This is a genomic window from Brevibacillus panacihumi (genome assembly GCF_003710985.1).
GTDB classification, from domain to species: Bacteria; Bacillota; Bacilli; order Brevibacillales; family Brevibacillaceae; genus Brevibacillus; species Brevibacillus panacihumi.
In genome coordinates this window covers 23,828-44,036 of sequence record NZ_RHHT01000030.1, presented here as the reverse complement: position 1 = coordinate 44,036, position 20,209 = coordinate 23,828, and the positions used below count along the sequence as shown (strand labels likewise).

17 protein-coding genes and 1 pseudogene are annotated in these 20,209 nt (G+C 51.2%); 6 read left to right on the top strand and 12 right to left on the bottom strand.

Features of this window, described 5'->3' with window-relative positions; genetic code table 11:
- Nucleotides 1-10: 10 nt before the first annotated feature.
- Nucleotides 11-370, bottom strand: a complete 360-nt coding sequence (locus tag EDM58_RS14695; protein ID WP_122914012.1) for a DUF805 domain-containing protein — start codon at nt 368-370, stop codon at nt 11-13.
- A gap of 163 nt (nt 371-533) precedes the next feature.
- Nucleotides 534-713: a hypothetical protein gene (locus tag EDM58_RS14690; RefSeq protein ID WP_183187516.1), complete on the bottom strand. Its 180-nt coding sequence runs from the start codon at nt 711-713 to the stop codon at nt 534-536.
- Nucleotides 714-975: 262 nt separating this feature from the next.
- On the opposite strand from EDM58_RS14690, the gene EDM58_RS14685 reads away from it, so the two are divergent.
- Complete coding sequence (locus EDM58_RS14685; RefSeq protein ID WP_122914010.1) at nt 976-2,613, top strand: peptide ABC transporter substrate-binding protein; 1,638 nt, start codon at nt 976-978, stop codon at nt 2,611-2,613.
- 65 nt (nt 2,614-2,678) lie between these two features.
- Here the strand turns inward: EDM58_RS14685 and EDM58_RS14680 are convergent, their stop codons facing one another.
- The 4 genes and pseudogenes from EDM58_RS14680 to EDM58_RS14665 form a co-directional block, all read right to left on the bottom strand.
- Complete coding sequence (locus tag EDM58_RS14680; RefSeq protein WP_122914009.1) at nt 2,679-3,977, bottom strand: MFS transporter; 1,299 nt, start codon at nt 3,975-3,977, stop codon at nt 2,679-2,681.
- 179 nt (nt 3,978-4,156) lie between these two features.
- The gene (locus EDM58_RS14675; RefSeq protein ID WP_122914008.1) at nt 4,157-5,467 is read right to left on the bottom strand and encodes an MFS transporter; all 1,311 of its coding nucleotides are present in this window, start codon (nt 5,465-5,467) and stop codon (nt 4,157-4,159) included.
- 152 nt (nt 5,468-5,619) lie between these two features.
- Nucleotides 5,620-6,612, bottom strand: coding sequence for a C-terminal binding protein (locus tag EDM58_RS14670; protein ID WP_183187515.1), 993 nt, complete (start codon nt 6,610-6,612; stop codon nt 5,620-5,622).
- 238 nt (nt 6,613-6,850) lie between these two features.
- Nucleotides 6,851-7,573, bottom strand: a pseudogene (locus EDM58_RS14665) (SDR family NAD(P)-dependent oxidoreductase); the annotation flags it as partial.
- 146 nt (nt 7,574-7,719) lie between these two features.
- On the opposite strand from EDM58_RS14665, the gene EDM58_RS14660 reads away from it, so the two are divergent.
- Nucleotides 7,720-8,637 carry a LysR family transcriptional regulator gene (locus EDM58_RS14660; protein ID WP_122914006.1) on the top strand — a complete coding sequence of 306 codons (918 nt, stop codon included), beginning with the start codon at nt 7,720-7,722 and terminating at the stop codon, nt 8,635-8,637.
- Nucleotides 8,638-8,693: 56 nt separating this feature from the next.
- Here the strand turns inward: EDM58_RS14660 and EDM58_RS14655 are convergent, their stop codons facing one another.
- The 6 genes from EDM58_RS14655 to EDM58_RS14630 all read right to left on the bottom strand — a co-directional run bounded on the left by EDM58_RS14655 (nt 8,694) and on the right by EDM58_RS14630 (nt 16,326).
- Complete coding sequence (locus EDM58_RS14655) at nt 8,694-10,274, bottom strand: SagB family peptide dehydrogenase (protein ID WP_122914005.1); 1,581 nt, start codon at nt 10,272-10,274, stop codon at nt 8,694-8,696.
- Between the two features lie 22 nt (nt 10,275-10,296).
- Nucleotides 10,297-12,240: a TOMM precursor leader peptide-binding protein gene (locus EDM58_RS14650; protein ID WP_122914004.1), complete on the bottom strand. Its 1,944-nt coding sequence runs from the start codon at nt 12,238-12,240 to the stop codon at nt 10,297-10,299.
- Nucleotides 12,237-14,159: a putative thiazole-containing bacteriocin maturation protein gene (locus tag EDM58_RS14645; RefSeq protein ID WP_122914003.1), complete on the bottom strand. Its 1,923-nt coding sequence runs from the start codon at nt 14,157-14,159 to the stop codon at nt 12,237-12,239. Before EDM58_RS14645 ends, EDM58_RS14650 begins: the two co-directional genes overlap by 4 nt.
- 177 nt (nt 14,160-14,336) lie before the next feature.
- Nucleotides 14,337-14,600, bottom strand: coding sequence for a heterocycloanthracin/sonorensin family bacteriocin (locus tag EDM58_RS14640; RefSeq protein ID WP_122914002.1), 264 nt, complete (start codon nt 14,598-14,600; stop codon nt 14,337-14,339).
- Nucleotides 14,601-14,763: 163 nt separating this feature from the next.
- A complete protein-coding gene (locus EDM58_RS14635) occupies nt 14,764-15,324 on the bottom strand; it encodes an NADPH-dependent FMN reductase (RefSeq protein WP_122914001.1) in 561 nt (186 codons plus the stop codon).
- Between the two features lie 180 nt (nt 15,325-15,504).
- Nucleotides 15,505-16,326, bottom strand: a complete 822-nt coding sequence (locus EDM58_RS14630; RefSeq protein WP_122914000.1) for an alpha/beta fold hydrolase — start codon at nt 16,324-16,326, stop codon at nt 15,505-15,507.
- A 180-nt stretch (nt 16,327-16,506) separates the two neighbouring features.
- Here EDM58_RS14630 and EDM58_RS14625 point away from each other — a divergent pair, with 180 nt between their 5' ends.
- The 4 genes from EDM58_RS14625 to EDM58_RS14615 are packed head-to-tail and all read left to right on the top strand — an operon-like array spanning nt 16,507 to nt 20,157.
- The gene (locus tag EDM58_RS14625; RefSeq protein WP_122913999.1) at nt 16,507-17,991 is read left to right on the top strand and encodes a spore germination protein; all 1,485 of its coding nucleotides are present in this window, start codon (nt 16,507-16,509) and stop codon (nt 17,989-17,991) included.
- Nucleotides 17,988-18,479 (top strand): hypothetical protein, encoded by a 492-nt coding sequence (locus EDM58_RS14620; protein WP_122913998.1) that lies wholly within the window; start codon nt 17,988-17,990, stop codon nt 18,477-18,479. Before EDM58_RS14625 ends, EDM58_RS14620 begins: the two co-directional genes overlap by 4 nt.
- Nucleotides 18,470-19,066, top strand: a complete 597-nt coding sequence (locus EDM58_RS25735; RefSeq protein ID WP_183187514.1) for a hypothetical protein — start codon at nt 18,470-18,472, stop codon at nt 19,064-19,066. The genes EDM58_RS14620 and EDM58_RS25735 overlap by 10 nt, the downstream gene beginning before the upstream one ends.
- Nucleotides 19,063-20,157, top strand: coding sequence for a Ger(x)C family spore germination protein (locus tag EDM58_RS14615; RefSeq protein ID WP_183187513.1), 1,095 nt, complete (start codon nt 19,063-19,065; stop codon nt 20,155-20,157). The genes EDM58_RS25735 and EDM58_RS14615 overlap by 4 nt, the downstream gene beginning before the upstream one ends.
- Nucleotides 20,158-20,209: the final 52 nt, after the last annotated feature.

Genomic DNA, 20,209 nt, shown 5'->3' with positions numbered 1-20,209 from the left:
TTGATGCCCATTAGACGAAAGCATTTCCGGCAGCCTTTGGATTGGCTCCGTACTTGTTGTCCTCTTGGCTATCTTGGCACATAAATACGATCAGAACAATCGTACCGATCAGCGGGATCAAACCGATGAGAATCCACCAGCCGCTTCTCCCTGTATCGTGCAGTCGACGAACTGTTACACCTAAGCTAGGCAACAAAACAGCTAATGAATAAATTCCGGTTAATACCTGGGTAATTCCAATCATATTTTCCACGAGGGAAAGCACGATGGACACGATGAAGTTGAACAAGATGAACATCCAGTATTCTTTACGTCTGGCTCTACCTGTAAATGCCACGTAATCCTTCAGAACCTTCAAATACCATTGCATGAAAAACACCTCCATTCTTGCGGGAAATCCAATACACTAAAATATCATATCACCAAGCTTCAGGAAAAAAAACCGTGAACAGTTAGGTTTTCCCTATTTGGTTCCATGGAATCATTTTCCAATTAGGTCAATAGTAACGGTTTTGGGGATGACCTAAGACAGGCTATTCCTCAATCTTCCCTTCTGACAACGCTCGAATTTTCATCTTTTTGGTTTCCTCTTGAGTCAGATTCTTCCTGTTCTCCACAATCGCCTTTTCCCAGTCTCCATACATTGGATTGGGCAAGACGATCTTATGGTCCTTCGCCACTTCCTGCCGCCTGCTTTCCTTGCTCGATGCCATCCCCTCCTCCCGAATGAACAAATGCCCTTCCTCAGCCTGCGGGAAGCCCAGGGCAGTACAGGCAACACCTCCCTTCCCATCACCTTTGGCGGGCATAAGTATACTCGTCCTTCACAACAAGTTGTATGAGACTGCCCGCATTTTTTGGAGGTAAATCGCGAGTCGATTTATACATGATGGTGAATGACACCTGGTGATCCCTCTATTATCCTGAATTCAATGTAGGAATTTTCTAAATTTTTTAAATGCTAGGAGGGTGTATATGCCAAAGTGGCTACTCCGTATTTCTGTCACAGCCCTGCTCTTTAGTCTGGTAGCAGGGTGCAGTACAACATCTACCGACACGACGAAACCCGCAGATGGTACCCCGACCGTCGCCGAACCTTCACCAGCTGAACCCATGGTGCTGAACTGGAGCATTCCCGGTGAGCCGCCGACACTGGACCCCGGCATTGCTTCCGACGCTCCTTCCATGGACATGATCAATCTGGTGTTTGAAGGGTTGACCGCTGTCGATCGCCAAGGGGAGATGGTCAATGCGACGGCTGAGAGCTTTACCCAATCCCCCGATTTCTCTCATTACGTCTTCACCATCCGCAAAGATGCCAAATGGAGCAATGGCGATCCGGTCACCGCGCATGACTTCGAGTACGGGATCAAGCGAAACCTCGACCCCAAGACTGCCGCAGACTATGCTTATCAACTATTCTATATCAAAGGGGCCGAGGAGTATTACACAGGAAAAGGCTCGCTGGATGACGTCGGCGTCAAGGCAACGGACGACTACACGCTCGAGTTCACCCTGCGCGCCCCTACGCCTTATTTCCGTGAGCTGACCTCCTTTACCACCTATTATCCGCTGCATAAAAAGACACTTGAGAGCAATCCAGACTGGGCGAATGACGCCAAAACCATTGTTGGAAACGGCCCCTTCGTGATGGATGTCTGGGAGCACAAAGCCAAGATGGCATTCAGCAAAAGCCCAACATACTGGGATCAAGCCAACGTCAAGCTGGACCGCATCGAGATCGCCATGATCGAAGACCCCAACACAGCCTTGTCCATGTTTGAAAACGGCGATCTGGATTGGGGCGGGTACCCTGCCTTCAACTTGTCTCCAGATGCGATCGGGAAGCTGAAAGAGGAAGGCAAAATTATCGTGGCGGACAATCCGGGGACGCGGGGAGTCATTTTTAATACAACCAAACCGCCTTTCACCAATAAAAAAATCCGCCAAGCCTTCGCCTATGCGATCGATCGAAAAGAGATCATCGACGGCATTCTGCAGACAGGAGTTGCACCCGCTTTCGGCTGGTCCCCTGTATCCATGGGCTTGAACCCGGACGGCTTCTTCAAGGAAGATCCGGAAAAAGCGAAGCAATTGCTGGCGGAAGGCATGCAGGAGCTCGGACTGAAGGAATTCCCCAAACTGACGTACTACTATGATGTCGGCGAGACAGACAAAAAGATCGCCCAGGCCCTGCAGGACAGATGGAAGCACACGCTCGGCATCGACATGGAAATTCGCACAGCCGAATGGAAGGTCTATTACGCAGACGTCCTCGAAGGAAACTACCAATTCGGCATTTGGCTGTGGGGCGCGGATTTCAACGATCCTATCAACTTCCTGGAGATGTTCAAGGACAAAGATGGCGGCAACAACGTCGTCCGCTTTGACAACCAGGAATACCGCGAGCTGTTGAATCAAAGCTACTATGAAACAGACCCCGAAAAGCGCAACAAGCTGATGTTCGACGCGGAGAAGATTTTAATGGAAGAAATGCCTGTCGCACCAATCCACTTCCGCGGTAATCCCTATATCAAAAACGACAAGGTGAAAGACTTTGTGATTCTTCCGCTGGGTGGCTCCTACTTCAAATACGCCTATGTAGAAAAATAAGCGCAGATGTGAGCCTATCAAAAAAGCCGATTCCACACTCTAGGAGGAATCGGCTTCTTGCTTGTTTACATCGGCAGATTTTGGCTTTGCCCTGCTTTTCGGTTGCTGCGGGACCAGATTACTACCGGGATCAGCAGCAGCGACAAGACTCCCCCCGCAAACGAGAGCGTGGCATAACTGGAGCTTGCTACGATCATCCCGGATAGAGCTCCGCCAGATGCGCCAGCCAATGCGATCAAGACATCGATCGTGCCTTGCGTTTTCGCTCGGGTAGACAGATCCGTGGCATCGACAATGAGCGCCGTGCCGCTGATCAAGCCAAAGTTCCAGCCCAGGCCGAGCAAAGCGAGCGCGGCGATGAGAAGCAGCATGGAATCGGCAGGTGCCAGCGCGGCAAGGAGAGCGGCGGCGAGGAGAATCCCTCCAGATGCATAGGCCATCGCCGTTCGTCCGATCTTGTCGACGAGCACCCCCGTCAACAGAGATGGGAGATACATCGCGCCGATATGGATGCCGATGACCAATCCAACCTCGCTCAACCCATGTCCGTGGTGCATCATGTGCACGGGTGTCATCGTCATGATCGCAACCATTACGATTTGCGTCAAAATCATGACCGTCGCCCCGACAATAATGCCCCGGTTGGCACTTCCCCGAGTCGGGGAAGCCACATCAGCCGACTGATTCTGCTCTTTTTTCTGCGCGGCGGCAATCGCTTTTGCGACTACGTACGGATCCGGACGGAGCAAGCACAGAAGGACCAATCCAGCGAGGATGAAGGCTGCGGCACCCAAAATGAAAGGACCTGCCAGCGCTGGAATACCGAGCGACTCGGCAAATCGGCCCATTACATCCACCAGGTTGGGACCTGCCACAGCGCCAAATGTCGTCGAGACCATCGCGATGCTGACAGCAGTCGCCCGTTGGTTGGGCTTCGCCAGGTCTGTCCCGGCATAACGGGCTTGCAGGTTGGTGGCTGTCCCGGCGCCATAGACGAGCAGCGAAGCAAACAGCAGAAGAATATTGCGATCCACCGCAGCTACAATGACCCCGATGGCGCCAATCCCCCCGGCAAGGAATCCTGCCGCGAGTCCGGCACGGCGACCGAACCGTTGCGAAAGCCGACCGACAAGCATCGCCGCTCCGGCAGATCCCAGCGTCAGCAATGCCGCTGGTATTCCCGCATAACTGTCTGTCCCCAGCATGTCCTGGGCCAGCAAGGCCCCAACCGTTACGCCCGCTGCCAGCCCCGCTCCCCCGAATATTTGTGAAATGACAACAATGATCAACGTCCGTTTGTACAGCCATCCCTGTTTTTCCGGAGAATTCAGGTAACTGTCTATCTCATCCGTTTTTTTCGACATGCGCTTGTTCCACCTTTTCCCTCACATGCAGCTCCGTTTTCATTCGGTGAATGATTCCGTCAGCGTGGAGGCGATTGAATTGTTTGTATTTTAGTTTTCTTCCAGAGGAATGTCAATTCTGTAAGCGCAGGAACAAAAAAACAGCCGGCACAGTGAGGGAAACTGTGCTGGCTGAGCAATCAGGCTTCGATATGCGTATTTGTCTTTTTCATCCGAATCATCAGCACCATGATAGCCGAAACCAGTACAGAAGCGCCCAAGAAGATGATGCCGATCTGGACCGAGCCTGTTCTTTCTGTAATCATCCCCATTCCATAAGGACCCAAGAAGCCTCCCAGATTTCCGATGGAGTTGATCACTGCGATGCCGATGACAGCGGCTTCTCCCAAATACACGCTGGACAACGCCCAGAAAGGGCCAAAGAAACAATACATGCCAACCATGGCTATGGTGAGCATGACCATCGACAGGACCGGGTTGGGCATGAAGCCCATCATCAGCAATCCGAAAGCGCCGATCAGAGCGGGAATAGCCGCATGCATGTACCGCTCCCCGGTTCGATCCGAGCGCCTTGCCCAAAACACCATCGCGACTGCCGCCGCAATGTTCGGCAGCATTGAAATCAATCCGATCTGGATGTTTGACAAAGCACTGGCGAGATCCTTCAAGATGGTGGGCAACCAGAAGGCGATGGCAAGCTGCCCGATCCCAAGCGTAGAGTAGATGATCGCCAAATACCATACCTTCGGGTTTTTCAACGCCTGCAAGTTCTCTTTCGTCGAATGGGTGTGGGCCTGTGAGTTGGTCTTGCGATCCTTCTGCAGCTCCTGAACCAGCCAGTCCTTCTCTTCTGCGGTCAGCCATTTTGCTTTTTCAGGTCGATCAATCAGGTAAAAATAAGTGACGATTCCGAGCAGAACAGCCGGCAAGCCTTCCAGGATAAACATCCAGCGCCAGCCCTCAAGTCCAAACCAGTGAATGTTTGTCATCAGCCAGGTGGAGACCGGCGCTCCTATAATCTGGGAGGCAGCGATGGCGGTCATAAACAAGGCAATCGCACGACCACGTGCTCTGGCCGGGAACCAAAAGGTGATATACAGGACAATGCCGGGAAAAAAGCCCGCCTCTGCCACACCCAGCAAAAACCGCAGGACATACAGATAGCCTGCGCTTTGCACAAAGCCGGTCATGACCACGACGATTCCCCACGACACCAGGATTCGCGCAATCCAGACCCGGGCGCCAAGCCGGTTCAACAGGATATTGCTGGGTACTTCAAACAGAAAATAGCCAAGAAAAAAAATTCCCGCTACAGCTCCAAACACTTCACTGGTAATGCCGAGATCCTGATTCATCTCAAGGGCGGCATAGCCAATATTTACACGGTCCAGGTAAGCAATGATATACAAGAGAAACAGAAAAGGAATCAATCGCAGAGTTATTTTCCGGATCGTCCTCTGCTCGATCGCATCAGTCGTGATTTGAGACATTTGAATACCTCCAATGGATGGGGCGCCCCTTTTTATAATCAAACGAACTATGATACAATTCTTTGGAAGATATTTTTCTAATTTTGGATTTCCTGCAAGCTTTCCCCTCGACCGGATCGTTCCCAGCGATTCTGTCGAGTGCTTGCAGGGAATCATTTTTCTTTTTGCAGCCAGGTATCTTTCAACTTCTGGTTGACCACATTGTTCGGCCAGACGCCGCCCAATGCCTGGATCGCCTGCGCCGAGACTTGCCTGTACATCGTTTCCAGGGATTCTCTGGAGAACATCGCCACATGCGGAGTGTAGATGACATTCTCCAAGTGGATCAACGGCTCATCCCTGTCTACAGGCTCCCCCTCGCAGACGTCCAGTCCCGCGCCCGCAATTTTCCCTGTCGTCAGAGCGTCATACAGCGCATCCTTGTCGACAATCGCCCCGCGTGAGACATTGATCAGGACCGCAGATTTTTTCATCTGTGCAAATTCCTCGTAGGAGAAAAGATGAAAGGTATCCGGGGTAAGAGGGGTGTGAATCGACACGTAGTCGCAATCAGACAGGAATTCTGGAAGAGAGGAATGCAACTGAACGTTTTCTTCCGCAATCGACTGTACAAAAGGATCGTATACGGCGATGTTCAATCCCAGGGCCGATGCTTTCCTCGCCAGGCTTCGGCCGATTCTCCCATAGCCCAGGATGCCAAGATTTTTCCCCTCCAGGCGCTCAATCACAATCTCATTCCCAGGTCCGTAGCCGCCTTCTTTGGCCCTTTTGGCAAATCCCTTGATCTGTCTGTTGAAATTCAGCAGGAGCGCCAGAGCGTGGTTGGACACTTCGTCCACACAGTAATCGGGTACATTGCAAACGATGATTCCCTTCTCGGTAGCTGCAGGAAGATCGACACAATCAAGACCGATGCCGCAGCGGACAATGACCTCCAAATCAGGCAGTTCGTCCATGACCCTGCGAGTAATCGGCAGCGCAATCACCAAAATCGCGTGAGCATCCTTGCCTTCCCGAATAATCTCTTCTTCCGTTTTCCACTCCTTCCCGACAAGCTCGACGCCAGACTGCGCGAACTCCTGCTCGACGATCGCCCATTGCTCCTCACTTAACCATTCCTTATCCGCAAAGTAAGCCTTTTTCATCGTTGCCTCTCCTTCATTTCGGACTATACTTTCTCTTCCAACCATTCAGACTATTGATCCCGTTCAACAGCCATAAAGCATCCGAACCGACCAACACCAGCGAAGCTCCCCGCTGGATCCAGCCTTCTGCATGTTCGATCGAGGGACAAAAGATTCCCCATGGCTTTTGGAAGCGCTTGCACTCCTCGATAATGGAAGCAATGGTCTCCCCGAGCTTGGGATGTCCAAACTGTCCTATTTCGGCTCCGGTGACGTGCGCCGATTCATCAGAAGCGAGGAACAGCACCACGTTGGATACATCCTCGACCGTTCCCAGTCGGCCAGTCGGTACGCCCTGTGCCAATTCCTCTTTGGAGTGTTTCGTAGCCTCCGAGGCATAGGCGACCATTCCGGTATCGATATAGCCCGGGTGAATGGAATTGACGCGTACACCGGCAGACGCATACTCGATCGCTGCATCCTTCGTCATGATGCGAACAGCGCCTTTGCTTGCCCCGTACAGGACATGGCCGGGAGCACCAATCAAGCCCGCGATCGATGAAGCATTGATGACAGAGCCGCTTTTTTGTTTGGCCATGACCGGCATCGTGTGCTTCATGCCCAAAAATACACCGGTCACGTTGATGGCCATCAGCCGATTCCATTCTTCCAGCGTGATTTCTGCCAGCGGTTTGATAATATAAATGCCTGCATTATTAAACAGGATGTCCACTTTTCCGTAATGCTTGACCGTTTCAGCCACGACTTGCTCCCACTGTTCCTCTCGCGTAACATCGTGGGCAATCGCCTGTGCCTCGCCCCCTGCTCCCTGAATTTCGGCTGCTGTCTTGCTGGCACTTTCCTGATTGATGTCCGTGACGATTACCTTTGCTCCTTCTTTTGCAAAACGAAGAGCTGTGGCCTTCCCGATGCCAGTGCCCCCGCCTGTGATAATCGCTACTTTCCCTTCCAGTCTCGCCATTTGTAAACGCCTCCATTTCGATGGGCGGTTTGATAGATGTGAATGTGTTTCGTGCCCTTGATTCAAGTATAGACCTTCATTATATTTAGTAACATGTAAATATAATTACCGTTCCTTCATTTTCACTTAAGGATGTGAAGCGCGCCATGCACCTGGAGCAGCTCGAATACATTGTCGAGGTGGCGAAAACAGGCTCTCTAACCAAAGCATCGCAGAACAAGCACGTCACACTGTCAGCGATTAGCCAAGCCCTTTCCAGTCTGGAGGCAGAGCTCGGCGTTTCCCTTTTTACCCGTTCCCGGCTGGGCGCAGTCCCTACACCAGAAGGACGGATTCTCATCAAGAAGGCCTTTGAAGTGCTGCAGAAGCTGCAAGAGCTTCGGGAGGAGGCGCAACAATTTACCAACGCGATCAGCGGCGAGCTCAGAATCGCAACCATTCCCGGCCCGATGAATCTGCTGGTAAACGCGATAGCCAGCTTTAAAAAGGATTACCCCCAAATTCGCTTTGAAATCACGGAAAAAGGAACGCAAGAAATCCTGGAGGACATCCGCCAGGAAAAACTCGATATCGGATTGATCATTTTATTCAGCGACCTCATTCCTAAAAACGCGGGGCTGATCTTTGAACCCGTATTGCCGGTAAAAATGGTCGCAGGGGTATCCAAGGACTCCCCTCTTGCTTTCCAGGACACTGTCTCGCCGGAGGAATTGCGCCGCCATCCCTTCGCGCTGTACGAGGATGAATACGTCCAATGGTTTGTGGAGGACTTTTCTGCCACTTACGGTCCGGTAGACATTTTGTTTACGACCAACAACACCACGGCCATTCGCAATGCCGTCAGAGAAAACCTGGCTGTCACCCTCGGCATCGACTACTCCTTTATCGACGAACCTTATTTGCCCGTTCAGGATATCCTTACCCTGGACCTGGACATTCCCAAGCAGTCCGTCTATCTAAGCTGGGTCCGCTCTGAGGAGCGACATTTCTCGCAAATCTCCAAGAACTTTGCAAACCGCCTGCAATACGATTTGAAAAAGAGAATGGATTCTCTCCTCCCCTAGCTAACGACGAAAAAAGGCTGCCGGGTCATACGCGGCAACCTTTTTCAGGGGATCTCCTAACCGTGCAGCCCTCCTTCCAACCGTGGCCTCGGACGACAGGGACCAACCGGAATTTGAATGAGACTCGTTTTTCCATGCTGAGCCATCTGGTAGAGCTCATCAGAGGTGCTCACGTCATAGCCGAGGAGCGGGTGTCCGCCCATACCGATGGCGGACGCCGTCAGCAGCAGACGCTGCACAAGCATTCCGGCCTCCATCTGTTGGATGCGATACCCTCTGTATCCGAGCTTTTTCAGCAGATGATTCCTTTCCCCCGCCACGTGAAAGCAAAGCGGCACCTGGAACAGATTGACATTGTCCAGATTCATACCCTCCTGCAGCCAATGCCGATGGTCGCCTGGACGAATCAGTCTCAGAGCATGTGCAGCACGGTCATACTGGTAGGCGCCGTCTGGAATATCCTCCACGTTGTAGAAACAGCCGTACAGGAGGACTCGGGACTCAGGATTCACGCAGTCCTCATCCAAATCGTTCCGGTATGAAAAGGCGGCTGTCACCTCATGCAGCAAAGTGGCCAGCTGCTCTCGGCTTACCTTGCCTAATACGAAATCCCGCTCCGGTGAATACCTCTTCTTGCATGCAGCCGCCAGGTCATAGGTCATCCGTTTTGCGTGCGGCAGCTCCAGCGCAGGTAGGTCGTAGGCAGCCTTCTCCTCTCCCCAAATCTGCCGGACCGACCGCAGAGATTCCAGCCGGGACGCTTCGTTTATTTGGATCAGCATCGGGTATTCCAGGACCTTTTGAGATCGCACGAAGTGGTCATGTCGTACAGCTGGCAGCTCCTGGGACAATTCAGCGGCTGAGACATTTCGATTCCCTTCATTCCCTTTCGCAAACCACGTTATCCCCGACTCCAGCGACAGCGGAATAACCGCGTAGACACTTTCCTCTCGCTCAGACACACCAAGCAGATGGTTTACCGCCCGATCCAGAAACTGGAAGTATACCCCCAATTCATAGCCAAACCGTTTCGATACCTCCAGCAATTGACCAATCAAAGCACCTGAATCCAGCCCTTGCAGACGATAAGCAAAGTTATAGTATTTATAAAAATTCTTCCAGAACATGGTTGCGACAAAAACGGCTCCGAAACAAGCCGAGACGTCACAGCGATTGCCAAGCGCCCGACTCAAATAAGAATCGAAATTACCCTCACGCAGCAGCACCAATCGGTGGTGCGCCACGTCGTAATGGTATATTCCGCTGGGAACCTCCTCCACTTTCAGATAGACATATAATTCATTGGGATACATCGCGCCCCCGGAAGGAACAAACCGCCGATAGGACTGCATCGTTCCGATAGCTTCCTCTCCGGAATCCCAGTCAAAGGCCGTCTGGCTAAATTGAGTAAGCCCGAATGCATACCAGAGAAAATGCCCCAGTTCACGCAGATCTGCCTTCGCAGGCCTTGCGCTTCCTTCCAGTGTGAGGGGTATTTCCGCAGATAGCGGTATGACAGGCAAGCCGCGGTAGAGTTTAAAGGGCAGCGGCGCATCTTCCCAATCCACCTCAAAGTCAAGCGGCCTTGCCTTGTCTGTATCGAAATGCAGCTGGTGCAAAAACGCTTCCAGACTCATCCTTTTTCCCCCTCGTCATGCCTTATGGAAACGGATGCGGATGCGGATTCAGCTGTTCAAATGTCAACGGCTGCTTCGCGTACCCGAGCTCTACCGGCACACGCAATACGCGATCCAGCCCTGACAAGCGGGTCAGATGATGTCCGAACGTCATCGGCAGCATCCCGGGAATCAGCACTTTCACACAATACAGTCCGTTTCGCGAAATCTCAGGGGTCGTCTGGTCCACCACGATCACATCCAGGTTCAATCGCTGGAAGGTCTGAAGCATGTCTTTCAGATCATCAGTCAGGTCAGCATGCCTCGGCTTTTGCCCGAATTCCTCTTCAAATGTGCGCAATGGACGTGAATCATCCAGCAAAAACTGCAGGCGCTCTTCTGCTTCCGGCAACGCATACAGCATGGAATGATGCTCCATTTTTTGCACCTGATAAGGATCGTGGAGCATCCGCACGTAATCCTCCCTGTTTGCCTCAAACTTCGCATCGAGTGACAGCAGCATGGCGGCCAACTCGTGTATTGAGCTTTTCACCGCCCGAACAGGGTCCGGATGAGCTCCGCCAGCACAAATCAGGTTTACTCCCTTTTGCTTTCTGTTTTTTGCCAGTGTCCACACGCTGGGAATCCCGTTCTCCATCGTCGCGTTATACATATGGACCTCATATCCCGCCACCTCCTGCAAACGTTCAAGCATCAAGCACAATTCCTTGTCGTCAGCCGAATAAGGGTCAAGGCGCGGGAGACTTAGTTCTGCGTACCAGGTCAAAAGGAACGAATCACGCTCTACCACTTCCAGGATGCCGTACAGAATGGCCTCTTCCATGCTTCCCCCCAACGCGCATCCGTTGGAGGTTTCAAAGACAAACCCGTCTCTGCCGCCCATGCTGTAATAGGCGAGCAGCTCTGGAACCAATATCGGACGCTCTTGCAGGAATGAATAGCCCCATACCCAAGGGATACGCCGATCGGGATCAAATCGTTTGAATGGAAAGCCGCTCTTCTCATACTGTTCCTTCGCGTGCAGTCCTACCTTCACGGGATCGAGCGCATCATCCGCGAGATTGTGATAGCTGTCGTGGACAACCGTCCGTTTCCCGCGAGGCGCCAGACCGCAGTACCGTTCCAAGCCCTCCAGGATGGCTGTCATCTCGCTGTGCAAATAGGAATGAGTACGACCAGAGGTGGATTCGTCTGCTGTGAACAAAGGAAGATTCACGCTCACATCGGCAAACGGCGACACCAGGTCGAGCAGTTTTCCATTTAAAAAGCCTGTCCGGTAATCCAGATACTCCTTGCTGAGAACTTCTTTCAGATCATCCAACGGACGAGAGCGGTAGCTGTCGGCACTAAGCTTGGGATTGGGTTTCAGGACTATACGGGCCGCCAGCGATGAATCATCCGGCATTTGACCGCAAACCTCACAGGAAGGATCGGGCAAAAAGAAATGGCGTGAGCTTTTCAACGTTTTCAGATTGATTAAAAACATCCGGCTTTCCAAGTGGGCTTGCTCGCCTTTCAGCACTCTCTGCACTTCAGCAGTGAGCACCTGCGTCACCTGCAAAAGGCCTGAATGCGTTGCCCATGCGTCACGAGAGATTCCCCCGTTCTCCCCCAAACGCTGTTGCAGCTCCCACATCTCCTTGCGATCGCGTCCGGCCATGAGATGTCGCAGATCTGCACATTGGGAACACCCCGGTTCACCGGGTCGAATCAGAGGGCCGACCACGCCTTCCCCAAAAGAAACGAAACCGCGCAGCCACGGGATGCCGGATGGCTGCAGCAGCACTTCCGCCTCCTGATGAACAGCAGGGTCCCAGGCATCATGCAACAACAGAGCCAATTCCGTCGCCTCTGGCACTCCGGCCTTCAAATCGTCCTGACGAACCATTCGGCACAGAGTGGACAGTTCTTTGCACACGAAGTCCGCCAGCACCCCTTCCCCGACAACCAAAACAATGCCGCTCACCAGCCCCCCTCCTCTCGCAGCAACACTCCGTACACGCCTGCCAATTCTTCTTTCTGAAATGATTCCAGTGCCAAATCAAAGAGGATCAGTTGTTTACGATGACTTTTCAATACCTGCAAGGCGGACTGCAAAACATCCTGATGGCAGGACGCATCATCGAGGGAGGGGATCACCAGACATTGCGGTTCCTTTTCTGCCAGAAGAACGGATGAAGCCTGACGTACATGCGGCGCAGGGGATTCTCCTTCGTTTTGCGCATGCAGCAGTGCCTGTTGCAACGACTTTCGCAACGCCAGGGTTACATGCAAGCCTGCGCTGCCGTACCAGCGTCCGCCCGAGCCGACCCAAACAACAGGGAAGCCGAGCACTTCCTCTCCCAGTCCGATCTTCGGTGCTCCCTGCATGGTGGTCAGTGCTTGCAGATAGTACTGACAACGTGCATCTTCTACCTCGCTTACCTGCATCGGAAAGACAGAAGGAATCTCAACCTTCTGATTTTTTGCCAGTTCATTCGACAAGCACCTTAGCAATCCGCGGCAAACCCCCTCCGCCTTCGTCTCTCCTGCTCCGACACCGATGAAATCATCTGGTCCCGTCCCTTGTACCATACGCATGGCATAGGCTTCGATTCCCTCCAGGCCCGCTTCCCTGCGCGCCTCCTCATGCGTCAGACCAGTACACACCATCTCCGGCAACAGCCCAGCAGGTCCCTCGGACAGCGGATCGACAGCCTGGATGCGGCACTGCGCCAAAGGAAGCTGCTTCAAATCCCCTTCCTCCCAAATATGGAAGATCCCCGTTTCCGCAGAGGTCAACGTGCTGAAATAAGGAATCAGGCCATTCGATTCGCTTCTTTCCTCGTTCTGTTCGAGATGCCGTTCTTGGTCTTGTATCCTTTCCATTGTCATGTTTCCTTGCACTAATGGATGAGGCAGGAATGAATGCCAGTTTCCCTCCAACGTCTCCAGATCAAGCAGGAAAACTTTGTTCCTCGCCTCCTTTTCGTTCACGCCTGTAATGGTTTTAAACCATTCAAACACGGTCACATTCGCCAGCATCGCTCCGGCTGTGGAAGAGTACACATGCAGCTCGTGTTCGTTACGGATCGCAGATTGATGCACACGGCGCCACGCCGATTCCCAGCATCCTTCAGAATCAGGATGTACCAGCGGACCCGCCATTCCCACCTGCTGCAGGCAAATAGCGGGGAATAACAGCTTGCCCTCTTCTCTGCAAATCGCGTTCAGCTGCCGCAACTCCTCTACATGGCCGTCCTGTGATACGTACAAGATGGAATCAAACGGCTGCACAGCCTCGCGCCATGAAATCTTTTCATCCCTCTGCTGACCAAGCTCCACAATCGCGACCTCAGGGTCCGTTTTGCGGGCATGTGCTGCCAATTCCTCAATCCGCTGTCGATTGGTCGGTATCGAATCTGTGATCAGCATATGGAGCTTGGGCAAGCCGGAATCCAGCAAAGCTGCAACGAGAGAGACAAAGATCGGACCGGAGCCTATCGCCAACACATTCGCCTGACGATAGGACATGAAACGGTAAGCACCTGAATCCGCTACATTACGTAAGAATTCAATTTGCGGGGCATACTTTTGGAGGATCTTGTCCGCCAGCTGATGAGGACGTTCTTGGCTCATATCCTGAACAAAACCGTTTTGGAATAAGCTTGCTGCAATGTCATAGACCCGCTCCTGGTATTCTGCAGGCAAATCCTCTGTCAGTTCACCCAACGTATGCTCCCCGTCAAATACAGGCAACAGTATTTCAATCCACTGATCAATCCCGTTGCCTTCCATTCGGAACGACCCTACATTGTTGCGAAAATACACACTCCCCTTTGGATCAGGATAAAAAAACGTATCTCTTTTCACTTTCAGACGCATCGAAGAGTCCAATTTTGTCATGCCAGCCCTCCTTGCCGTGAGCCGTTCTCATAATCCGCCATCACTTTCATCGTCATCTTATGTACCTCTATTTGTCCCTCATGCCAGATCTTTTAAGAGGCAGCCCCTGACAGCCTAGCCACGTGACTGGGCAGGAGCTGCCTCTTCATTCAGACAAGCGCGATTACCTGTGGAAGCCTAGAAACAACGGGCGCAGCGACTGCAACGGAAGAAGCAGTTGAAGAAACAGTTGAAAAAACAGCTGCAGAAGCAAAAACAGGAGCAGCTGCAAGAACAACTGCATGAGCATCTGCATGAGCATCTATGTGAACAGCTGCAGCTACCGCATCTTCCTTGAACCAGCATGGCATTTTTCTGACTTTCATTGTCCCAGGGAGTCACGTCCCCGCCCTTGAATTTGTCTACCTTCAGCTTTTTCAGCTCTTTTTTGAAATCGTCCATTTTTACCACCTCCGTGATACCAACATGTAAACGAATGCCCATCGATGAAGCTACAATAGATTTATGAAAGATGATCCGCTAATGGTTCCTCCTCCAAAAGCCCATTTTTTGGATAAAAAACACAACAATCCCCCCACCGTCTATCTGGTGGGGGGATCTGGGTTTATGCTTGCTTATTTCGTTCTACCTTTTGCACAAAGTTCGCCATCAGCTGCTCCAGCAGCTTGCGGCCCATCTCATCCGTAAATTGACCTTCCTCATCAAACTTCAAATGAAGCTGCGGAACCAGCACCTCCGGACGATTGACCGTGTCCAGATTCAGCGCGAAAAGCTGCTCGCGCAGATGTAGCTGTCCTCGTGAGGTGCCGAACCCTCCTGGAGTTCCTCCCATGATCGCCGCAGGCTTCAAAGCGAGTGGCGTGCCTACTGCTTGGCGAGACAACCAATCCAACGCATTTTTCAATACACCGGGAATGGACCAGTTGTACTCCGGAGAGCTGAACAGGAAGCCGTCTGCCGACTTGCACAATTCCACGAGCTTCAGAACAGCCTCTGGCATATCCTCTTCCAAATCCTGATTGTAATGGGGCAGCTCCGAAATATCCGCCAGTGTGAATCTGTAGTGCTCAGGCAAGTATTCTTTTGCGTTCAGCAGCAGCTTGGTATTCAGCGATCCTTTGCGCAGGCTGCCGGAAATGCCGACGATATGTGGTTTGCCAGTCATATGTGCTCCTCCTAAGTATACTTACATATATTTTATGTTTAGAAACTCTTGATGTCATTATACTGAAAAAGATTCCTTGATGGAAGTTTTTTATCAAAAAGCATGTCTTCCTGCAAAAAGAAAACCAGCTGAAGCCACTCTAGCTCTTCTGCCGGTCTGTTGTGTCTGACTGTTGCTCGCTTATATTTTCGCGATGAACTGTTCGATGATCTGATTAAACTTCTCATCATGCTCCCAAAACATCATATGCCCGCCCAACACTTCAACAGCTGATTGCGGGGCATGCTGGGCAACGAAGTTCTTTGCGATGGGCGCCCAATGCTCGGCAACAATCGTAAGGGTCGGCACCGACTCGCACGCAAGCTTGGCTTCCGCCCGATAATCCGAGAACATGCCGGACGCGAAAAGATTGGCCGCGATGTAATGCGGTGTCTTGAGAGACTGTTCTACGATCCAGTTCAGCTCTTCTTCCTGCAGTTCTCTTTGCACCATAATGCCCGTCGCATAGGAAGATATAAACTCCCGTTGCTTTTCCGAATCTCGCAAATACGTGTTAAAGGCCGCCGCAATCTCATCGAGGGGTCCTTCCACCCAATCCTGCTCATGATTGATCGATAGCGGCTTCGGAGACAAGTCGACAAAGACGAGAGATTTTATATGCTGGGTTCCATGCTGTCTGATGTACTCCCACATCGTCAAGCAACCGAATGACCAGCCTATCAATGTCACATTCTTCAATTCCAATGCTTCTATCACTTTTGCCAGATCAGAGCCGTGCGTCGTGTAATCATTCCCGTGCATGGTGATAGACGATCTTCCATGGCTGCGCGGGTCGATGGCAATGACCCTGTTCGTTTTCTGAAAATGCTCCACTTGCTTGTGGAATACTTCCGTCGTAAATGTCCAGCCTGGAATAAACACAAGTGGATCGCCACTTCCTACATCCTGGACAAAAAGCTCAACGCCTGGTTCCACCTTTACGTACTTGCCGCCTTGGTTCATTTCCGTTCCCTCCACTTTTTCGCAATAGTAAGATAATAATTCGGGAAAATTCCGGAAAATCCTTGCGATTGTACCGTTTTAGCGATAACCCCCTCTTTTGGCGTTTGGTAATAATTAGCCAAATCCCTGGTAAGAATATGCAGAACACGACCTACAAAAGCAAGCAGGTGGTTATCTGTGGTGAGCCAATTCATTCAACAATTAACGGATTTTATGGGTAATCCAACAGATTTAACGGTACATCCGCTCCCTCCTGCAAAGGGGACAGACCCCGAAGCGGTTCTACTTTATCTATCAAGCATTACAGATGCATCCAAGATTCGTGAATGGTTCCTGCAACCCGTCCTTTCCGCCCTTGTCCACAATCAGGATATTTCTGATGTGGCAGAGCTGTTCGTTCATCATGGGTTCCCGGTAAACGGAAGCACCATCGAGAAGAAGGTCTCTGCGATTGCCCTCCAGTTGTATGAGGGGAAGTGTGTTTTGCTCGTAAATGGCCAACAAAAAGCAGTAGCTGTGGATGTCTCCCAATGGCATGACCGCTCCGTTACAGCGCCAGAGATCGAACATTCCATCATTGGACCGCGGGACGCTTTCGTGGAAGATATCGCGGCGAATGTATCGATGATTCGCAGGAGGATTCGCCATGAAAATTTGATCGTAGAGTCCTTTGAAATCGGGAATAAATCCCGGACGCAAGTGAACCTGGTTTACATGAAAGGGCTTGTCAATCATCAGGTGCTCGAGCAGCTCCAGCAACGTTTGCAGGCCACAAACCTAGACGTGCTTTTGGATACTACCCAATTGGCCGATTTGATCGTGAACAAAGGCAAGTCGTTTAACCCGTTTCCTTTGTTTCAAGTGACAGAAAGACCCGATAAAGTGGTCGCCTCAATCATGGAAGGGAGAATTCTTCTTTTAGTCGATGCAACGCCGACTGGTGCGCTTTTCCCAGCTACAGTGACCGCTCTCTATCAAACCACGGATGATTATTACTTTCCTGCGCTGTCGGGCACTTTTATTCGAATCGTTCGCTACGTTGGGTTGCTCATTACACTTTTTCTTCCCGGAATCTATGTTTCGATCACCTCCGTAAACTACGATGTTCTTCGCATCCAGTTTATGCTGGCAGTCGCGGCAAGCCGCGAAGGGGTTCCTTATCCGGCGTACATTGAAGTATTGATCATGATGACCTTGCTAGAGTTGATCAACGAGGCTACTGTGCGCTTGCCCAAAGTAATTGGCGGAACAGCCACGATTGTCGGCGGTCTGATCATTGGAGCCTCCGTCGCCCAATCCCATTTGGTCGGCAATATTATGATTGTGATCACGGGAGCAGTAGCCATTGGCAGCTTTACGGTCGCCAACTACATGATCGGAGTCGCATGGAGGATCTGCAGTTATGCCCTCGCGCTTCTAGCCATCCCTTGGGGGTTGAACGGGATCGCCATAGGCTCTGCGTTCATCCTGTTGTTTTTATGCCATTTCAAATCGCTGGGAGTGCCCTATCTCTCCCCCCTCAGTACATGGCAGTTCAAAGACTTTTTCAAGGATATGCTCTTCCGCTTGCCTTTGATGCTGCATGCGATCCGTCCATCCATTTATAGTCAGGCAGCGAAGGGCACCAAACGACTTTCGCTCCAGGAAGGGGAGGATACCCTTTGATACGGTTATCAAATGAACCCAAGCTTCACTACCCAATTCTGTTATTTATAACCATACTCCCTCTTACTGCCAGCCGGCCGGTCTCTGTCCTCGTGGATGCCGTGGGAAGAAACAGTGTCTGGTTTATTTTTCTGATTGTACTATTGGTTATCGCAGGAACCTGGATGAACCTGCAAATCAGCAGGCGCCACGGCAATATTTCCCTGATGCTGGCAAGCGGCGAGATCCTGTTTCGGTGGATTACTCCTGTCACCTATATCCTGTACGCAATCCTTTTCTTCGGTGTCGCCTCGTATACCATCGCTCTGGGAGGAGACCTTTCATCACGCGCCCTGCTCTTTAACGACCCGAGAAATGCCATCCTCTTCTACTCGATCGTTTCGGCCTGTGCCGCCCTGTTTCCGATCGAGACGCTGCTGCGGTATTCCCAAGTCGTTATGATTTTAGTTGCTCCCCTTTTTTTCTGGTGGCATCTTCCATGCTCATGAATGCTCATTGGAGCTGGCTGTACCCGTTTTTTTACGCAAAGGAAATCGTTCATCCATTATCAGCTATTGCAACGCTCATGTGCATTTTTTCCCCGTTGGCGGCTGTCACCCTGCTAAATCGCAAAGATACAAAAGTTTCTTTTCGCGCGCTTAGCCGTTACATTCTATTTTCCGCTGTATTTTTGGCCTACCTGGCCATGGTGAGCATTGCTACATTTGGTATTCACACTTCTAAAAAAATCGAGCTGTTGACTTTTTACAGTCAAAGCGCGGTTCATCTCGAAACCTCCATTTTCTTGAGAATTATCTTTCTGAATTCCATCCTCTTAATCTATTTCAAGATCGTGGGCAACGCCTTTATGCTGCGATGCGCAGCGCTTGGCCTGACCCAAACCTTTGGGATCAAGCTCGGTGCAATCCCGATCCTTCTGCTGGGAGGAATGTGTGCGCTGATTTTGTGGATGATCGATCTGCCTACCTTCTTTCAGAAAGCGCCTGTCTGGTTGGGCTACTACAGCTTCGGTCTCATCGTGGTCTTGCCAGCCTTGTTGTATTTTCTGATGCTAGTAAGGAGAAAGACGGCATGATGCTGAGGCGATACCTGTATCTCGTTGTCTTGATAGCCATGCTCATCACCTCAGGCTGCTCCAACGCAAAGCCATTAAATGTTACAGCCATTGGCGTTGATAAGGGTAAAAAAGGCGTCGTCGTTCACACGCTGATTGCTGTCCCGGGGAAATTTTCTTCCATTGCTCCAGGTGGCGGCGGAGGATCAACGAGCCAGAATCCGAATTATATCTTGAGTGAAGAAGGCACAAGTATAGCGGACGCCTTGTATAAAATGAAACGGAAGTCGGCCCGAAGCTTGAATTTTGGCCATACTCGGGTACTCCTGTTTTCTGATGAACTGGCCAAAGAAGGACTGGATCATTTTCTCGATATTTTTATACGCAGAGAAGAGTTCCAAATAAACCTATGGGTGCTTACCACGAAAGGAAGCACCAAGAAGATTCTACAGGTGAAGCCGGAGGTGCCAGAATCCCTTACCGATTATTTAGTCGATGCTCTCTCCCAAACAGGGTCGGATACCATGGAAATTCTCCCTATCTTTCTTTATGAGTTCTTTAGCTATCTGAATGAGCCCGGGAAGTCCCCGTATACCTTGGAAATCGACTCCCAAAAAGGGGGAAACAAGCTTGAATTCAAGGACCTTGTCTTATTTCGAAAAGGAAAAATGGTTGGATATCTAAACCCAGAGGAGACGAAATATCTGAACCTGATCAGCGGCAGGCGCTTGAAATCGACGTCGATAACAGTGAAAGATCGATCCTATGTCGTGTTAACTTATAAAAGCAAGAATAAAGTCAGCGAGGAAGGCATCCAACTGGACTTCAACTTTCAGATTGAAGTGGACGAAACTCCGACGGAAGCCACGCTCACGCCTGCAAAGCTGAAAGAGCTGGAGACTGCTGTCGCGGATACCCTCAAAAAGGATATCGAGGGCCTGATCAAAAAGCTTCAGAAACTCAAAGTGGACCCTGCAGGTTTTGGAGAAAAATACAGAGTTGCACGCGGGGGCGAATTGCAGGCAGACGAGTGGCTGGAGGATCTCTTCCCCGCGATGCCGGTTCAGGTCACGATCAAGGTTCGTATCGAAAGAACAGGGATGTTGTCCTAACACAAAAAGCCGCCAAGTATGGCGGCTTCTCATGACATTTGGCCCTGGGAAG